Source organism: Defluviimonas salinarum (genome assembly GCF_026013545.1).
In the GTDB taxonomy this organism is placed as follows: Bacteria; Pseudomonadota; Alphaproteobacteria; order Rhodobacterales; family Rhodobacteraceae; genus Albidovulum; species Albidovulum salinarum.
In genome coordinates, this window is record NZ_JAPDOG010000005.1 from 224,209 (window position 1) to 240,209 (window position 16,001).

Genomic DNA, 16,001 nt, shown 5'->3' on the forward strand with positions numbered 1-16,001 from the left:
CGAACCAATCTTCTCGGGGGGGCGTCTCCGGAATTGCCGGTTCTTCCCAAATCGGCCGGACCCGCGGATCCGGCCACCTCAGTCACGCTGTCACCCACCGATCCTGATCTCCCACGAGTTCAGTAACGGATCCCGGCGGTCTCCGGACGTGTACGGCTTGACTGCCCGGTTCTCCCGGTGATGTTGCCGGATGATCTCCCGTGACGGAAGGCGACCGGTTTTCCCAGCGCGTGGTGCGAGGCGAAGCTGGCAGTCCAGAACCGACAGCATGTTCCGCGTCTGGGTCACGGCGCCGATCCGATGCGCATTTGAGCTTCAAGAAGCTTCAAATGGCCGATCTTCAGATGCCTTCATCCTCTTGAATGCCTGCCGGTGATCCCGTTATCTGCCCGGACCGCAGTTGCGAGTTGAAGAATGCAGTTGGAACTCACCCTTTACGCCCCCGAAGGCAGCGACTACGCGGCCAGCGATCTGGGCTTCCTCCTGCACAAGCATCCCGGGCATCTGCACGAACGTGATACGGCCCAGGGCAAGGTCAGCATCTTCTTCCCGAAGGTGTCCGAGGCCGAGGCCCGCGCCGTCATCTATCTTGATGTCGATCCTGTTGCGCTGGTGCGGGGGAAGAACGAACAATCGGATGGCCTCCTTGCGCAGTATGTGAACGATCGCCCTTATGCGGCGAATTCGCTCCTGTCGGTCGCGCTCGGACGCGTGATCGGGCAGACGATGTCGGGCAAGTCGAAGGACCGGCAGTCGCTTGCCGATCGGGCGCTGCCGTTCCGCATCCGCATCGCGCCCGTCGCGGTGTCCGGTGGGATCGACGTGATCGAGGAACTCTTCAGTCCGCTCGGCTACGAATTCGACGCGAAGACGCTTGACGATACCGGCCGGCGGGCAGTCTTTGACCTCGATCTCACGATCACCGCCAGGCTGAGCAAGATCCTCAATCACCTCTATGTTCTCGTTCCTGTGCTCGACAACGCCAAGCACTACTGGATCGACAAGGCCGAGATCGAGAAGCTCCTGGCCAAGGGTGGCGACTGGCTGCCATCGCATCCGGCGAAGGAACTGATCGCCCGCCGGGCCCTGAAGCATCGCCGGAGCCTCGTCGAACAGGCGCTGGAGCGGCTGTCGGAAACGATCGACGAGGAGGTCGAGGAAGAGAGCGCGGCGGATACTGGCGAGGAAAAGCTGGAAAAGCCGATCCGGCTCCATGACCTGCGTCTCGATACGGTGCGGGACGCGATCCTTGCGGCCGGGGCGCGCACCGTCCTCGATCTTGGCTGTGGCGAGGGAAAACTGATCCGCCGCCTGATCCGGGAGCGCGGGATCGAGCGCGTCCTCGGCGTCGACCCGTCGGTCCGCACGCTCGAAACCGCGGCCCGGCGGCTGCATCTCGACGAGGCCGGCGACCGGTTGCGCGAGCGGGTCCAGCTTCAGCTCGGCAGCCTGACCTATGGCGACCGCCGCTGGCAGGGGTTCGACGCGGCGACGCTCGTGGAGGTCATCGAACATATCGACCCGCCGCGCCTTGCCGCGCTGGAACTGTCGCTCTTCGGCGATGCGCGGCCGGGGATGGTCGTGGTCTCGACCCCGAACCGCGACTACAATGTGCTGTTCGAAGGCATGGCGCCTGGCACGCTCCGTCACGGCGACCACCGATTCGAGTGGACCCGCACCGAGTTCGCCAACTGGGCGGGCCGTGTCGCGGCGACCCATGGCTACGCGACCGACATTCGGCCCCTTGGCCCGGAGGATGCCACCCACGGCGCGCCGTCGCAGATGTGTGTCTTCACACGGGAGGGCGCTGCATGACCCTTCCGGCCTTCGTTCCTTCAATCGACCAGACCGTCCACGCCGCCATTTCGGCAAAGCTTGACGAGATCGAGCGCGACCACGACGTCCGCATCCTCTTCGCGGTCGAAAGCGGCAGCCGGGCCTGGGGGTTTCCCTCGCCCGACAGCGACTACGATGCGCGGTTTGTCTATGTGAACCGGCGCGACTGGTATTTGTCGCTCACCCCGGGCCGCGACGTGATCGAACTGCCGATCTCGGACGAGCTGGACATCGCCGGTTGGGACCTGCGCAAGGCACTGAACCTGCTCCTGAAGCCCAACCCCGTGATGCTGGAATGGCTGTCGGGCCCGATCCGCTATCGCTGGAACGAACCGGCCTGCACGGCGCTGCATGGACTGGCCGAACGGATCACGCACCAGATCGCCTGCCGCTACCACTACCTGAGCCTCGGCGAAGGCCAATGGCGCAAACATGTGGGCGATGCGGAGGAGGTCAACTTCAAGAAGTACTTCTACATCCTGCGCCCCGCACTGGCCCTGCGCTGGCTGCGTCTGCAACCCGATCGGCTCCCGCCGATGAACCTGCAGGCGCTGATCGAGGGGCTCGACCTCGACCGGGAGACAACCGGCCGGATCGCAGACCTGCTCGAGGCGAAGGCGATGGCCAAAGAAATCGGCACCGGTGCCCGGATCGCGGAGATCGACCACCTGATCCAGTCGGAATTCGAACTGGCCCGGACCGCAACCGAGGATCCGGCGAGAGGGGATCACCGCGACGCGGCGACGGCCTTGTTCCGCAGGCTTGTCGAAGGGGACTGACATGAAAATATCGATCCCCGACTTCTCACTCGTCGTCCTGATCGGACCCACGGGTTCAGGCAAATCCAGCTTCGCGCGCAAGCATTTCCTCGAGACCGAGATCGTCTCGTCGGATGCCTGCCGCGCGGTCGTCTCGGATGACGAGACCGATCAGGCCGCGAGCGGCGATGCGTTCGAACTCCTGCGTCTGACCGCGGGCATTCGCCTGCGGCGCCGGAAGCTCACGGTGATCGACGCAACCTCGGTGCAGCCGCGCGACCGGGCTGAACTGGTGCAACTCGCGCGTCAGTACCATGCCCTGCCGATCGCATTGGTGCTGAACATCGACCCCGACCTCTGTCACGAGCGCAATCAGGGACGGGCCAACCGGGACTTCGGCCCGCATGTCGCGCGCAATCATTCGAAGGCGCTGAGGCGCGGGCTGCGCGGTTTGCAGAAGGAGGGCTTCCGGCAGGTTCACATCATGAACGCGCCCGCCGAAGTCGATGCTCTGGAGATCACCCGCGAGCCGCTCTGGACCGATCTGCGCCACGATGAGGGCCCCTTTGACATCATCGGCGACATCCACGGCTGTTTCGACGAACTGACCGACCTGCTGACCCGGCTCGGCTACGACCTCGACCCCTACGCGCCGGGTGAAAGCCTCCTGAGTGCGCGCCATCCCGAGGGTCGGCGCGCCTACTTCGTCGGCGACATCACCGATCGTGGCCCGCGCAACGTCGATTGCCTGCGGCTTGTCATGGGGATGTGCGCCGAGGGCTCCGGCCACTGTGTCATGGGCAACCACGATTTCAAACTGTCGAAATGGCTGAAAGGCCGCGACGTCAAGCAGACCCACGGCCTCGACCGCACGGTTGCCGAGCTGAGCGCCTGTTCGGAGGCCTTCCGCAAAGAGGTCAGCGATTTCATCTACGACCTTCGATCGCATGCCTGGCTCGCCGGTGGGCGGCTCGTTGTCGCCCATGCCGGGCTGAAGGCAGAGATGCACGGGCGTGGTTCGGCCGCCGTGCGCAGCTTTGCCATGTTCGGCGAGACGACCGGCGAGGTCGATGAATTCGGCCTGCCGGTCCGGCTTGAATGGGCCCGCGAGTATCGCGGCGAAGCGGATGTGGTCTATGGCCACACCCCGACAATCGAGGCGGAATGGCTGAACGGCACGCTCTGCATCGACACCGGCTGCGTCTTCGGCGGCAAGCTGACCGCCTTGCGCTGGCCCGAGCGGGAAACCGTCTCCATCCCGGCGGCGCGGCAATATTCCGAACCGGCGAAGCCGCTCGACCACGGTTCCGGGCGCACCGCGCAGCAGGATCATGACCGGCTTCTCTATTTCGACGACTACGCACGGAAGCAGCGGATCGAGACCCGCCTCGGCGGGACCGTCATGATCCCGGAGGAAAACGCGCTCGCCGCCCTTGAAGTGATGAGCCGCTTCGCCGTCGATCCGCGCTGGCTGATCTACCTGCCGCCGACCATGGCCGCCTGCCCGACCGCGCCCGAGGGACCGTTCCTCGAACGCCCGGAGCAGGCGCTCGACTTCTACGCCACGCGTGGCGTGACCGACCTCGTCGTCGAGGAAAAACACATGGGCTCGCGCGCCCTGATCGTCGTCGCGCGGGATGCCGATGCCGCGGCGGCGCGCTTCGGGACCGAGGTTGGCAAGGCAGGCGTGATCTATACCCGGACCGGCCGCGCCTTCTTCAACGACGAAGCGCTCGAAGCCGCCGTCGTGGCCCGGATCGGCCAGGCAGTCGGCAAAGCGGGCCTCTGGGACCAGTTGGAAACCGACTGGCTCCTGCTTGATGCCGAGCTGATGCCCTGGTCGGCAAAGGCGCAGGAACTCTTGCGCAAGCAATACTACCCAACCGTTGCGGCAGCCCGGACGTCGGCCGAGATCTTGATCGAGGCACTCGATGCGGCGCAGGACATAGAAGGTCTTGAAAGCCTTCGCGCCCGTGCCGAAACGCGCCGCGCCAACGCGCTGGCGATGGGCCGCACGATCGAAGGCTATTGCTGGGACGCCAGCTCGATCGAGGACTACCGGATCGCGCCCTTCCACATCCTCGCCGCCGAAGGCCGGGTGCTGACTGACCGGCCGCACGACTGGCACATGGAGACGCTCGCGACGCTCTGCGCCGCCGATCCGATCCTGCGGACGACCGGCTGGCGCCGCATCGACCCGTCGTCAGAGGCAGACCGCAAGGCGGTCATCGACTGGTGGCTCGACCACACCGGTGCGGGCGGCGAGGGCATGGTCTTCAAACCAAACACCTTCGTCGTGAAGGGCGAGAAGGGCCTCATCCAACCCGCGATGAAGGTGCGTGGCCGCGACTACCTCAGGATCATCTACGGCCCCGACTACGACCTGCCCGAAAACATCGAACGCCTGCGCAAGCGCGGCCTGATGCGGAAGTTCTCACTCGCCGACCGGGAGTTCCGGCTCGGGCTTGAGGGCCTTAGCCGTTTCGTGGAGCGCAAGCCGTTGCGGCAGATCCACGAATGCGCGCTCGGGGTGCTGGGGTTGGAGAGCGAGCCGGTCGATCCCAGACTCTGATGCTCCGCTTGCCGCCCGGAATGTGAGTGACCCGTGCCGCGTCTGAATGGGCGGCACGAAGGCATGGAGCGCCGATCGACCGCTTTTGCGGACAGAGCGACCACAGACATGGGCTGCCTCACACGGTGCCGAATGTCAGATAGTCCGGCGGAACCTGATCGGTGAGCCAAACGCCATTGTCAGCCTGGTAGAACTTGAACCCGTCCCGTTGCATGCGGCCGGTTTCGACACGCAGAACTGTCGGTTTCCCGATAGTTGGATCGCACGGAGCGTCATGAAAGATGCGCGGCAGATCCTGCTGAACCACCACCTGGCGAATCTGAAGCTGCCTACCATCCTGAGGGAATACAACGAGCGGGCCCGGATCTGCGCCGCCGAGGGGCGGGATCACGTCCAGTTTCTGGCGCGCCTGGTCGAACTGGAACTCATCGACCGGAACGGCGCATGATCGAGCGCCGCATCAAGGCGGTTCGGTTCTTTGCCTCCCCAGCTGAAGATCTTCTGTTCGATCTGGTGGAGGCTCTTCTCGCGGAAGTTCAGCGACCAGGTGGGCACGGAAAGAACCAGGATGCCGATGAATTTCATCCGATTCTGGATGCCTGACTGATCGGGCATCAAATCATCGCCGCTGCAATTTCGTCCTCCTCGAAACTCTCCGTGCCAGAGGGCAGGTGGAAGCCAATCACGGCAACGACACCGCATGCTGCGGCATAGCGTTGAATGGTATCGGTCATGGGCATCGATCCCGTGGGCGCTTCCAGCTTTGAGATGGCGGCCTGGCTCACGCTCATTTTCCCCGCGATGTCTTTCTGGGTGAGGCCGACTCGCTTCCGCACGGTGCGCAAGGCAAGCGCCAGGTTGCGTTTAGCGGCATTTGCATCCAGGGACTCCCTGAGGCCAGGGATCACGTCCAGCATTTTTTCTTGCAGGCAGTTGGGGTTCATTTTGCAGGCTCCCATACAGGATTGATCTGGCCAAATTGCTTCGCGGTAGGGCTCGATGCCGCGCTGCAGCCGCGTTCATGGTTCGGCACTGGGCCATGAAGGAGAACGGAGCCGTTCAGCACGTCAGGGCATTCAAGAGAGATCGCGAGGCGGGTGCGGGAACAGCCCGGTATCCGGAGCGGTTAGATCTAATGCGAATCGGCGAGCAATCCGCGGCTTTCATCCAGACGGGGCTGAATGTCCGGGTCGGGTTCTTTGGCTCTTCGATAAGCACGTATGTCCTTCGCTGCAGTCCAGACCGAGCTTGCCGATCGCCTGAACGTCCCTTCTGTATGATCCCCCACCGCATCTACAATGCATTCTTTGATTTCCACCGCGACAAATATAACTTCAGATGTATATTTTTCAAGTAGAGCGTGCCGCTGATCGCTGTTCATGAATAGATCCTCCCCCTCCGAAACGAAGATTGTCGAAGATGTCTCGCTAAATCGTACAATCCTGCAAAACGGCAACGTCGTCCGCACAGCGGGCCAACTCCTGGAATATCGGGCTTCAGATCACGAACAATCCGATACCTTCCAACACCTCGCGTTTCGTGGCCTCGGTGCGGTCACGCGCCTTTTCCGTTCCCCGGCGGATGACGTCCAGAACATGATCCGGTTCTCTCGACAACTCTTCACGATGTTGACGGATCGGAGCGATCAGGGCCTGCAGAACATCGTCGAGCCGCCTTTTGATTCGGCTATCGCCAAGACCACCATGTTGATAGCGGGCTTTCATGTCCTCAACAGCCGCGGCATCCTCATCAAAAGTGTCGAGATAGGTGAAGACGACATTGCCCTCGACCTTGCCGGGATCTTCGACCTTCAGGTGATCTGGGTCGGTGAACATCGCGCGCACGGCGGCGGAAATCTCGTCCGGCGTGGCCGAGAGCGGGATCGCGTTGCCGCCGGACTTGCTCATCTTGGCTTTGCCGTTGACCCCGGGCAGACGTCCGCTCCGGGGGATGATGGCCTGAGCTTCCGGCAGAAGATCGCGGCCCGCGACGGAATTGATCCGGCGCACGATTTCATTAGTCTGTTCAATGAGAGGCGCCTGATCCTCGCCGACCGGCACCACCGTGGCCTTGAAAGCCGTGATATCTGCGGCCTGGGCCGCCGGGTAGCAAAGGAATCCGGCCGGGATGTCGCGTCCGAAACCGCGCGCCCGAATTTCGTCCTTGATCGTCGGGTTGCGCTCCAGCCGGGCCACAGTGACGAAGTTCAGATAGAGCATGGAGAGTTCGGCAAGCGCCGGAAGATGTGACTGCAGGCAGATCGTCGTTCGGTCGGGGTCGATGCCAACGGCCAGGTAATCGAGCGCGACCTCCATCACATTTCTGCGGACCTTTGCCGGGTCATGCGCATTGTCTGTGAGGGCCTGCATGTCGGCGAGCAACAGGAATTGCTCATGGTCATCTTGAAACCGCAAACGGTTTCGAAGTGATCCGGCATAGTGGCCAATGTGGAGAGGACCGGTCGTGCGATCCCCGGTCAGGATGATGGGTCTTGTCATGAGTGTGTCCTCTGGGAGCGAGGAGGCGCCGCATGAGTGGGTCCAGGAAAACATCAGGCCGCCCATGCGGCGGCCTCGGGATGAATGAAAACTCCGGCCGCCTTATTAAGGGGCCAGCCACCAACGCTGAGTGATGATCATCGAGGTTTTCATGCGGTGACGTGTAGCCCGGCGTCGGATGCCCGTCAATCGTGGTTGGCGCGTGTGGCCGCTAAGGCTGACGGTGGTCCATCGACTCTTGCCAGTGTCATCTGAACGGCTCGCTTTCTACATTACTGTGTATTTTTGAATTTTATACAGACTATTGTACATACGATCTTTATACACTACACTGTATATCGAGAAAACCTACAGAAAAGTGTACGAAATGACCCAAAGCCAACCCTTGATCCGCCCGGCCACGGTGCGCTCCGTCAAGGAGCTTGGTCACGTCCTGCGTGACGCCCGCAAGGCCAAAAAGCTTACCCAGGCCGATCTGGCTCGCCGGTCGGGCCTCCAGGCCCATCACATCTCTTCGATCGAGACGGGAGCAACGAACCCCACCGCCCCGACCCTCTTCGCACTCCTTGCGGCCCTTGATCTCGACTGCATCATCCTGCCGCGGGGCCAAAGCCTGCAAGGAAATCCTCCCGGGATCGAGGACATCTTCTGATGGGCCGTCGATCGAAGAGCGTTGCCCTGGCCATCTACCTGAACGGACGCCGTGTCGGCATGCTCTTACGCGAACCCGACGGAGCGATCGCCTTCACCTATCATGAGGATTGGCTGAACTGGGAGCACAGATTCCAGGTCTCCCTTTCCCTGCCGCTGAGGCCGGAACGCCAGCACGGCGGCCATGTCATTGCGGTCTTCGACAATCTCCTGCCGGACAACGACAAGCTCCGCAAGACCGTTGCCGCTAGGATGGGGGCCGACGGGACGGACCCGCATTCGCTCCTGGCCGCCATCGGACGAGATTGCGTGGGTGCCATGCAATTCGTTCCGGATGGCGAAGATCCGGGTGATCCATTCCGGCTCGACAGCGCCACCATAGACGACGGCGCTATTGAGGCACTGCTCAATGATCTCGAGGCACATCCCCTCGGTCTCGACCCCGACCAGGCGTTCCGCATCTCAATTGCAGGTGCCCAGGAAAAGACCGCGCTCCTGCGGCGCGATGGCGCCTGGCACATCCCGCATGGCCTGACGCCCACCACCCATATCCTCAAGAAGAGAATGGGCACCGTCCAGCACGGCATCGACATGACGACGAGCCTCGAAAACGAGTTCCTCTGCCTGAGGCTCGCGGCCGCTTTCGGCTTCGAGGTCAATCATGCCTGGATCGAACGCTTCGGCGAAACCGATGCCCTCGTCATCGAGCGCTTCGACCGGACCTTTGCCCGCGACGGCCGCATGCTGAGACGCCCCCAGGAGGATTTCTGCCAGGCCCTGGGGGTGCCGTCCCATTTCAAATACGAGCAGGATGGAGGGCCAGGCATAGCTGCCTCCCTCAACCTGCTTCAGGGGTCGGCAACGCCTCTGCCGGACCGGACAACGTTCTTCGCGGCACAGATCTTCTTCTGGATGATCGGCGCGACCGACGGACATGCCAAGAACTTCTCGGTCTTCCTCGATACCGGCGGCTTCAGGATGACGCCCCTCTACGACATCATGAGCGCCGAGCCGACTCTTTCCGCTGGCCAGATCCGACACCAGCAGATGCAGGTCGCAATGGCCGTCTCGGGAAAGAACCGATACTACCGGATCGATCAGATCCATCCCCGGCATTTCTTCGAAACCGGTACGCGGTTCGGCGGCGAAGAGCTCCCGGCCGAGGCGTTCAAACGGATCCTGGAAATCGAAGAGGACGTATTCGACCGTGTTGCGAATGATCTGCCCGCGGATTTCCCGGGAAAGGTGCTCGATCCGATTCTGTCCGGCACACGGAAACGCTTTCAAGTAATCCGGAACTATGGTGAAGCCAAAACAGCCTGATCGATCGGCCCGTCAATCCGCGACGTAACCCGTACTCTCGACTCGAATCTCTTTTGACCCGGATCACAACCACATGCATTTGAACCCTTCCGGAGACCGTGAATGACGCATTGGTATGTCGCCGATCTGCATTTCGGTCACGACAGCATCGTCCGCAACGCAGGCCGCCCCTTCCGGGACGTGAACCACATGGAAGCCGTGTTGCTCGAACGACTGTGGGACAAGGTTGGACCGACCGACGATCTCTGGATTGTGGGAGACTTCGCCTTTGGGCCGAAAGCGAAGGACGGCAACTGGCTTCTGAAATTGTTCGGTCAGTTGCCCGGGGGACGGCGGCATCTTGTCATCGGCAATCATGATGGCCCGCTCACACTTTCGCTCCCTTGGGACAGTGTGGCACTCCTGGCGGAGGTGGAGGATCCGGCAAGCGAGATACCGATCACGCTCTGCCACTATCCGATGATGACCTGGAATCACGCGCGGAAGGGGGCGCTACACTTGTTTGGCCATGTGCACGGCAATTGGCGGGGATCAGCCAACAGCGTGAATATCGGCGTCGATGTCTGGGACTATTTTCCCGTGTCATTTGGTGACGCCGCTCGGCGCGCGCGGGACCTGCCGGTTCACAGGCATTGGAAGGACGTCGAGCCACGAGCCTGATGGAGCGATCGCCGGCATGTGATTCAAGCGCGATCGGGTTTCAGTGGTTATTGCGAAGGGGCTTCTCAGGCTGCGGCATTCAACCAGGCGTAGTTTAGTCCAGCCCTGTTCCCGATGCCCGCAGCCCATGATGCCAGGCTTTCGCCAACCGTGCGGAATCGGGACCGGCGCGATGCGGCACTTTCAAGCGTGCAAGCCGGTCAAATAGTGGCGGCAATCCCCTGCTGCTCACGGTCTTGAATGCGAAGACACCAAACAGCTCCACCTCGATGCGCTCTCCGGTCAGCCATTCAAGCCAGCGTGCATCGAATTCCGGCGCGTCAGATACCAAAATCCGGTCGCTGATCCGGGACAGCACCTCGGCCGCAATCTGATCTGCTGAAGGCGCCTCGTCGAGCATCGCGCGGCATATTCCGTGGATTTTCTCCGCCGCCGGATCCCAGAGATCGTCGGACCAATCCGGGCGTGGCCGGATCAACGACGCCCATGTTCGTACCTTGCCCTCCGCGAGCCATGAAAGCCCGATTTCGACCGGCCATCCCTGGAGCGAAGCCGCCTCGAAATCGAGAAAGATCACAGAGTCATCTAACATCACTTCACATCCGTTGACGAAATACTTCGCTGGATGCCGGCGCTCGCAAAGGCCAGCCCCCGCGATAGAACGGCACACGATTGAGGCTTCGGAAGCAGTCGATTGCAAGGTCTATCTCGGGACTATTGCAAGCAGGCACCGGAGCATCGACTCCGGTTCGCGAAGCTCATGCAGGCCCCGGCAATCCTTGCGGCTTCGCTCGATGCGTTCTTCGGCGGTATCCGAACTCGTCGCGTTCCGGGATGTCCGCCCCTTGGGACAGCTTACCTGTGCCGATATGCCACCCCACGAGTCCAAGCACCTGCCGAAGACTGGCGATCACAGAGCGCTTTCGAGCCGTTGCCGACGATTTTTGTGGTATTCGCAAAGACTTTCGAGTTTGAGCGCTATAACAAATATAGACAACATGGCTCTATCATTTTTTATTGACCAATAACGCCAACATGGTGTTATTGGCTCATGACGCATGGAGACGCCGATGCCCCAGCAACTGACCCATCACGCTGAAGCTCGCTGCCAGCAGCGATCGATTTCCGCGAAGCTGCGCGACGTGATCTATGCCTACGGCTCCGAATCCAGGAGCCGACGTGCCGCGTGTTTCTGGCTTGATCGGCGCGCCTTGGAGCTTGCGACCGATGATCTCGGTTCCCACGCCGGAAAATGGCTGGAACGCCACATGGGCGCATTCCTCGTCGTCAGCGATGAAGGCGCTGTCATCACCGCGGCGCACAGCACGCGTCGACTTCGGATTAGCTGATCAAACTCACAGAGGGTATTTCGCCTTGGCCAACACTCCCCTTCTTGAATGCTTCGTCCCGGCGCTGATCGACAGCAGCGCGAGCCAGCCTCTCGACGACCCGAAACTTCGGGAACAACTGACGCTGTCCCGGGAAAATTGCCTCACGACGATCTACGCCCCGTTCGAGCACATCGCCGGAACGGCGCGACTCGTCATCGTCGGGATCACCCCGGGAGCCGCCCAGGCCAATGCTGCCCTCTCGGCCGCACGCGCATGCCTGCGGGCGGGTCTCGGAACCGCAGACGCCCTGCGGATCGCGAAGCAGCAAGCCAGTTTCAGCGGAGGATCGACACGTTCGAACCTGATCGGGATGCTCGACATCATCGGCCTTCCGGCACTTTTCGGCATCGAGTCCTCCGGCTCCTTGTTCCGCGCTGACGCCACCGCAGTTCATTTCACCTCCGCGCTCCGGAACCCGGTCTTCTGGAGGGGTAAGAACTACAATGGCACGCCCGACATGATCTGCACCCCTCACTTGCGTGGGATGATGGAGCAAGGCTTGGGGGAAGAGATCGAAGCCCTGCCGAATGCGCTCTGGCTGCCGCTTGGCCCCAAGCCGACCGCCGCTCTGGATCACATGGTCCGCATCGGCCGCCTCGAGAGATCGAGGGTCCTGAGCGGCCTCCCGCATCCGAGTGGCGCCAACAATGGGCCAATTGGCTTGTTCACGGGACGAAACGCACCCAAGAATGCCCAGCAGCGGGAACAGGCCCAGCGACTTCGGGCAGCAAGAGAAGCGCTGGTCAACCAGGTTCAAATGTTGCGCGCTGGAGAAGACGCATGAGACGCGACCCTATCAAAAGTTTTCAGACACCGTTCTCGTTCGAGGACCTCACCTACGAACTGCGGGCGGCACGCTGGTGCAGCGCATCACAGGCGGCACTGGAAGGAGGTCCGGAGGACGGGATCCGGATGCTGGGTTTCGAGGCCGAGTTCGGCCCCAACGAAAGCGGGACGCTGTATGTCGACCAGATTGACGTGTCGGCGCTTCCGATCACTCAGACGTTTCGCCGCGCCTATGATTTCGCATTTCAGGTCGGAGATCGCCACTTGTTCACCGAGGACGACCGCATGGATCTGGCGGCCTACCGTGCCGGTGCGGCTCGGGGCGACTGGGAAGGCGTTACATCGCCCGTTGCCCGCATCGACAGCAAGCTGTCTCACGTCGCGGACATGGCACTGGCACGCATGAACCTGCTCCATGGAGATGCCCTGACGATCCGGGATCTCTGCCTCCTGGCTAACATGACCGAGGCTGCCGTGAGATCGGCGTTGAGCCTTGACAGTATAAAGACGGAAGGACGTCCTGCCAGCCTCCGAGCCGAGGTGGCGGAAGCATGGCTTAAGGGGCGTCGCGGATACGTGCCGACATCCGATAGCGGCTCAGATGGCTATGCCGATCGAAATGATGCCTTTGCCGATATGCCAATTCGAGAAGGCTTGCAGCATCTGATCGACAACACGGGGTTCTTCCGCAACGAACTTGCCGAACGCGCGGATATCCCGGTCGAGACCTTCGATCGCCTCTATCAGGGCGACCTGTCTGACCTGACGATGCCCGTCGTGCTCCGCATCGCGCGCGCCTTGTCAGTCGATCCGCCGGAGTTCGTCTCCTGGATCGCCCGTAAGCTATAGTGTTAGATCGGAGCCCGCCACCATGCGCCATAGCATGGACGCATTCACGAAGCGGAAGGATGGCACGCGGGCCCAGCCCCTTACTGTAAGTGTTGAGATCCATCTCTCCACGATCCTGGGGATTCGGAACCAGAACCACGGGTGAGAACGGCGGAGCAATAGTCGGCCACGGTAGCGGCGGGATGATCCGGCTGCGGGCGGCGTAAAAGTCGGCCACTTTTTGCCCTTTCTGGCGACAGGGAGGGTGGGAGGATTTTCACCGTGGACTTGTATCGCAAGGTTCGGCTGGCCTGTTCCGAGGGGATGAGCCAGCGGGCGGCGGCGCATCACTTCGGGATTTCGCGCGACAGCGTGCAGAAGATGATGGAATATTCTGTCCCGCCCGGCTACCGGCGCAAGGTGCCGATCAAGCGCCCGAAGCTGGATGGTTTCACCGAGATCATCGACACCTGGCTGGAAGAGGACCGCCTCGTCCCCCGCAAGCAGCGGCACACGGCCAAGCGTGTGTTCGAACGGCTCCGGGACGAACACGGCTTCACCGGCGGCTACACGATCGTGAAGGATTACATTCGCGAGCATGACCGGCGCGGGCGCGAGATGTTCGTGCCGCTGGCCCATGCGCCCGGGCATGCCCAGGCGGACTTCGGCGAGGCGCTGGTCATCATTGGCGGTGTCGAGCGGAAGGCGCATTTCTTCGCCTTCGATCTGCCGCACAGCGATGCCTGTTACGTCCGGGCCTATCCGGCGGCAACCTCCGAGGCCTGGATTGATGGGCATGTTCATGCATTCGGCTTCTTCGGCCGGGTGCCGGTGTCGGTGCTCTACGACAACGATCGTTGCCTGGTGGCGCAGATCCTGCCGGACGGCACCCGCAAGCGGGCCAAGCTGTTCAGCGGGTTCCTGTCACACTACCTGCTCCGTGACCGCTATGGCCGCCCCGGCAAGGGCAATGACAAAGGTAGCGTCGAGGGACTGGTCGGCTATGCCCGGCGCAACTTCATGGTGCCGGTGCCGCGGTTCCCCTCCTGGGAGGCGTTCAACGCGTGGCTGGAGGAGCAATGCCGCAAGCGTCAGGGCGATATTCTGCGTGGGCACACCGAGACGATCGGCGCGCGCCTTGCCCGGGATCTCGACGTAATGGCGGAGCTGCCGCCAGCCCCCTTTGACGCTTGCGATCAGGCAAGCGGGCGCGTCAACTCGCAGGCGCTGGTGCGTTACAAGACCAACGACTATTCCGTGCCGGTCGCCTATGGACACCGCGATGTCTGGCTGCGGGGCTATGTCGATGAGGTGGTGATCGGTTGCGGGGGCGCCGTCATCGCCCGCCATCCGCGTTGCTATGAACGTGAGGATGTCACCTTCGACCCAGTCCACTACCTTCCGCTGATCGAGAAGAAGATCAATGCCCTGGACCAGGCCGCGCCGCTGGCGGGCTGGGGGCTGCCGTCCGAGTTCGCAACCCTGCGGCGCCTTATGGAAGCACGCATGCTCAAGGCGGGGCGGCGTGAGTTCGTCCAGGTCCTGCGTTTGCTGGAGGCCTTCGAGGTCGACGATCTGCATGCCGCCGTGAAGACGGCCCTGCGCATGGGGGCCATCGGCTTCGATGCCGTCAGGCATCTGGTGCTGTGTCAGGTCGAGAAGCGACCGCCGAAGCTCGATCTCGACGTCTATCCCTACCTGCCGCGGGCCGAGGTCGGAAAGACCTCGGCGGCCAGCTACATGTGCCTGATCTCGGAGGAGGCCCGATGACCGACGCGCCCGATCTCCTGCTCGCCCATCATCTGAAGACGCTCAAGCTGCCGACCTTCCTGAGGGAATACGACAAGCTCGCGCGCCAGTGCGCCGCGGAGGGGCAGGATCATGTCCGCTTCCTGGCCCGGCTGGTGGAACTCGAGCTGATCGACCGCGAGCGGCGGATGATCGAGCGCCGCATCAAGGCGGCGAAGTTTCCGGCGACCAAGAGCCTCGACAGCTTCGACTTCAAGGCGATCCCCAGGCTCAACAAGATGCAGGTCCTGGAACTCGCCCGCGGGGAATGGATCGAGCGGCGCGAGAATGTCATCGCCCTCGGCCCGAGCGGCACCGGCAAGACCCACGTCGCCCTCGGTCTCGGGCTGGCGGCCTGCCAGAAGGGCATCGCCGTCGGCTTCACCACCGCCGCCGCCCTGGTGCATGAACTGATGGAAGCCCGCGACGAGCGGCGTCTCCTGCGCTTGCAGAAGCAGATGGCGGGGTACAAGCTTCTGATCATCGACGAGCTGGGCTTCGTGCCCCTGAGCAAGACCGGCGCCGAGCTGCTGTTCGAACTGATCTCGCAACGCTACGAACGGGGTGCCACCATGATCACCAGCAATCTGCCCTTCGATGAATGGACAGAGACCTTCGGCTCCGAGCGTCTCACCGGCGCGCTACTCGACCGGCTGACCCACCATGTCCACATCCTCGAGATGAACGGCGACAGCTATCGCCTCGCCCAAAGCCGCGCCCGAAACAACGTCAAAGCGAACTGAAGCCAGCACTGCATTGGTCCTGACGGACCAACGCGCCCCGGCAGCCGCCAGCTATGTGAAGAGCGCGTCTGCCGGGGCGCGACGCGTTCCCCACACTCAACGACATGCACGCTCAACTGGCCGAGTTTTGCTCCGCCACGTGGACGGTTTTTACGCCGCCGTTGACA

15 protein-coding genes and 1 pseudogene are annotated in these 16,001 nt (G+C 62.3%); 12 read left to right on the forward strand and 4 right to left on the reverse strand.

Annotation, left to right across the window (positions count from 1 at the left end; translation table 11 throughout):
- The first annotated feature begins 414 nt into the window (after window positions 1-414).
- From OM960_RS08130 to OM960_RS08145, 4 genes and pseudogenes are all read left to right on the forward strand, one after another.
- Entirely contained in the window at window positions 415-1,815 is a 1,401-nt protein-coding gene (locus tag OM960_RS08130; protein WP_264771611.1) for a 3' terminal RNA ribose 2'-O-methyltransferase Hen1, read from the forward strand.
- The gene (locus tag OM960_RS08135; RefSeq protein WP_264771612.1) at window positions 1,812-2,615 is read left to right on the forward strand and encodes a nucleotidyltransferase domain-containing protein; all 804 of its coding nucleotides are present in this window, start codon (window positions 1,812-1,814) and stop codon (window positions 2,613-2,615) included. The genes OM960_RS08130 and OM960_RS08135 overlap by 4 nt, the downstream gene beginning before the upstream one ends.
- A 1-nt stretch (window position 2,616) precedes the next feature.
- The gene (locus OM960_RS08140; RefSeq protein WP_264771613.1) at window positions 2,617-5,166 is read left to right on the forward strand and encodes a polynucleotide kinase-phosphatase; all 2,550 of its coding nucleotides are present in this window, start codon (window positions 2,617-2,619) and stop codon (window positions 5,164-5,166) included.
- 274 nt (window positions 5,167-5,440) lie between these two features.
- Window positions 5,441-5,664, forward strand: a pseudogene (locus OM960_RS08145) (ATP-binding protein); the annotation flags it as partial.
- A gap of 116 nt (window positions 5,665-5,780) precedes the next feature.
- Here OM960_RS08145 and OM960_RS08150 read toward each other — a convergent pair.
- The 3 genes from OM960_RS08150 to trpS all read right to left on the reverse strand — a co-directional run bounded on the left by OM960_RS08150 (window position 5,781) and on the right by trpS (window position 7,664).
- Complete coding sequence (locus tag OM960_RS08150) at window positions 5,781-6,110, reverse strand: helix-turn-helix domain-containing protein (RefSeq protein WP_264771614.1); 330 nt, start codon at window positions 6,108-6,110, stop codon at window positions 5,781-5,783.
- A gap of 188 nt (window positions 6,111-6,298) precedes the next feature.
- Complete coding sequence (locus OM960_RS08155) at window positions 6,299-6,547, reverse strand: hypothetical protein (protein ID WP_264771615.1); 249 nt, start codon at window positions 6,545-6,547, stop codon at window positions 6,299-6,301.
- A 115-nt stretch (window positions 6,548-6,662) separates the two neighbouring features.
- The gene (gene trpS / locus OM960_RS08160) at window positions 6,663-7,664 is read right to left on the reverse strand and encodes a tryptophan--tRNA ligase (protein ID WP_264771616.1); all 1,002 of its coding nucleotides are present in this window, start codon (window positions 7,662-7,664) and stop codon (window positions 6,663-6,665) included.
- A gap of 367 nt (window positions 7,665-8,031) precedes the next feature.
- On the opposite strand from trpS, the gene OM960_RS08165 reads away from it, so the two are divergent.
- From OM960_RS08165 to OM960_RS08175, 3 genes are all read left to right on the forward strand, one after another.
- Window positions 8,032-8,316 (forward strand): helix-turn-helix domain-containing protein, encoded by a 285-nt coding sequence (locus tag OM960_RS08165; protein ID WP_264771617.1) that lies wholly within the window; start codon window positions 8,032-8,034, stop codon window positions 8,314-8,316.
- Window positions 8,316-9,638: a type II toxin-antitoxin system HipA family toxin gene (locus OM960_RS08170; protein ID WP_264771618.1), complete on the forward strand. Its 1,323-nt coding sequence runs from the start codon at window positions 8,316-8,318 to the stop codon at window positions 9,636-9,638. Before OM960_RS08165 ends, OM960_RS08170 begins: the two co-directional genes overlap by 1 nt.
- Window positions 9,639-9,740: 102 nt before the next feature.
- Window positions 9,741-10,298 (forward strand): metallophosphoesterase, encoded by a 558-nt coding sequence (locus OM960_RS08175; protein WP_264771619.1) that lies wholly within the window; start codon window positions 9,741-9,743, stop codon window positions 10,296-10,298.
- A gap of 94 nt (window positions 10,299-10,392) precedes the next feature.
- On the opposite strand, the gene OM960_RS08180 is transcribed toward OM960_RS08175, so the two are convergent.
- A complete protein-coding gene (locus OM960_RS08180) occupies window positions 10,393-10,890 on the reverse strand; it encodes a 3'-5' exonuclease (RefSeq protein ID WP_264771620.1) in 498 nt (165 codons plus the stop codon).
- A 478-nt stretch (window positions 10,891-11,368) separates the two neighbouring features.
- Between OM960_RS08180 and OM960_RS08185 the strand changes: the two genes are divergently transcribed.
- The 5 genes from OM960_RS08185 (at window position 11,369) to istB (ending at window position 15,834) form a co-directional block, all read left to right on the forward strand.
- On the forward strand, window positions 11,369-11,647 hold the full coding sequence (locus OM960_RS08185; protein WP_264771621.1) for a hypothetical protein: 279 nt from the start codon (window positions 11,369-11,371) through the stop codon (window positions 11,645-11,647).
- Between the two features lie 25 nt (window positions 11,648-11,672).
- Window positions 11,673-12,473, forward strand: coding sequence for a hypothetical protein (locus OM960_RS08190; RefSeq protein ID WP_264771622.1), 801 nt, complete (start codon window positions 11,673-11,675; stop codon window positions 12,471-12,473).
- Window positions 12,470-13,324: a helix-turn-helix domain-containing protein gene (locus tag OM960_RS08195; RefSeq protein WP_264771623.1), complete on the forward strand. Its 855-nt coding sequence runs from the start codon at window positions 12,470-12,472 to the stop codon at window positions 13,322-13,324. Before OM960_RS08190 ends, OM960_RS08195 begins: the two co-directional genes overlap by 4 nt.
- A 261-nt stretch (window positions 13,325-13,585) precedes the next feature.
- Window positions 13,586-15,073 (forward strand): IS21 family transposase, encoded by a 1,488-nt coding sequence (gene istA / locus OM960_RS08200; RefSeq protein ID WP_432759512.1) that lies wholly within the window; start codon window positions 13,586-13,588, stop codon window positions 15,071-15,073.
- Complete coding sequence (gene istB, locus OM960_RS08205) at window positions 15,070-15,834, forward strand: IS21-like element helper ATPase IstB (RefSeq protein ID WP_264771625.1); 765 nt, start codon at window positions 15,070-15,072, stop codon at window positions 15,832-15,834. Before istA ends, istB begins: the two co-directional genes overlap by 4 nt.
- Window positions 15,835-16,001 lie beyond the last annotated feature (167 nt).

Bases quoted from the DNA above. Each gene is read 5' to 3' on its own strand.
- OM960_RS08185 (WP_264771621.1), top strand. From the start codon at position 11,369: ATGCCCCAGCAACTGACCCATCACGCTGAAGCTCGCTGCCAGCAGCGA.
- istB (WP_264771625.1), top strand. From the start codon at position 15,070: ATGACCGACGCGCCCGATCTCCTGCTCGCCCATCATCTGAAGACGCTC.
- OM960_RS08130 (WP_264771611.1), top strand. From the start codon at position 415: ATGCAGTTGGAACTCACCCTTTACGCCCCCGAAGGCAGCGACTACGCG.
- OM960_RS08180 (WP_264771620.1), bottom strand. From the start codon at position 10,890: ATGTTAGATGACTCTGTGATCTTTCTCGATTTCGAGGCGGCTTCGCTC.
- OM960_RS08155 (WP_264771615.1), bottom strand. From the start codon at position 6,547: ATGAACAGCGATCAGCGGCACGCTCTACTTGAAAAATATACATCTGAA.
- OM960_RS08150 (WP_264771614.1), bottom strand. From the start codon at position 6,110: ATGAACCCCAACTGCCTGCAAGAAAAAATGCTGGACGTGATCCCTGGC.
- OM960_RS08135 (WP_264771612.1), top strand. From the start codon at position 1,812: ATGACCCTTCCGGCCTTCGTTCCTTCAATCGACCAGACCGTCCACGCC.
- OM960_RS08170 (WP_264771618.1), top strand. From the start codon at position 8,316: ATGGGCCGTCGATCGAAGAGCGTTGCCCTGGCCATCTACCTGAACGGA.
- OM960_RS08195 (WP_264771623.1), top strand. From the start codon at position 12,470: ATGAGACGCGACCCTATCAAAAGTTTTCAGACACCGTTCTCGTTCGAG.
- OM960_RS08165 (WP_264771617.1), top strand. From the start codon at position 8,032: ATGACCCAAAGCCAACCCTTGATCCGCCCGGCCACGGTGCGCTCCGTC.
- OM960_RS08175 (WP_264771619.1), top strand. From the start codon at position 9,741: ATGACGCATTGGTATGTCGCCGATCTGCATTTCGGTCACGACAGCATC.
- trpS (WP_264771616.1), bottom strand. From the start codon at position 7,664: ATGACAAGACCCATCATCCTGACCGGGGATCGCACGACCGGTCCTCTC.
- OM960_RS08140 (WP_264771613.1), top strand. From the start codon at position 2,617: ATGAAAATATCGATCCCCGACTTCTCACTCGTCGTCCTGATCGGACCC.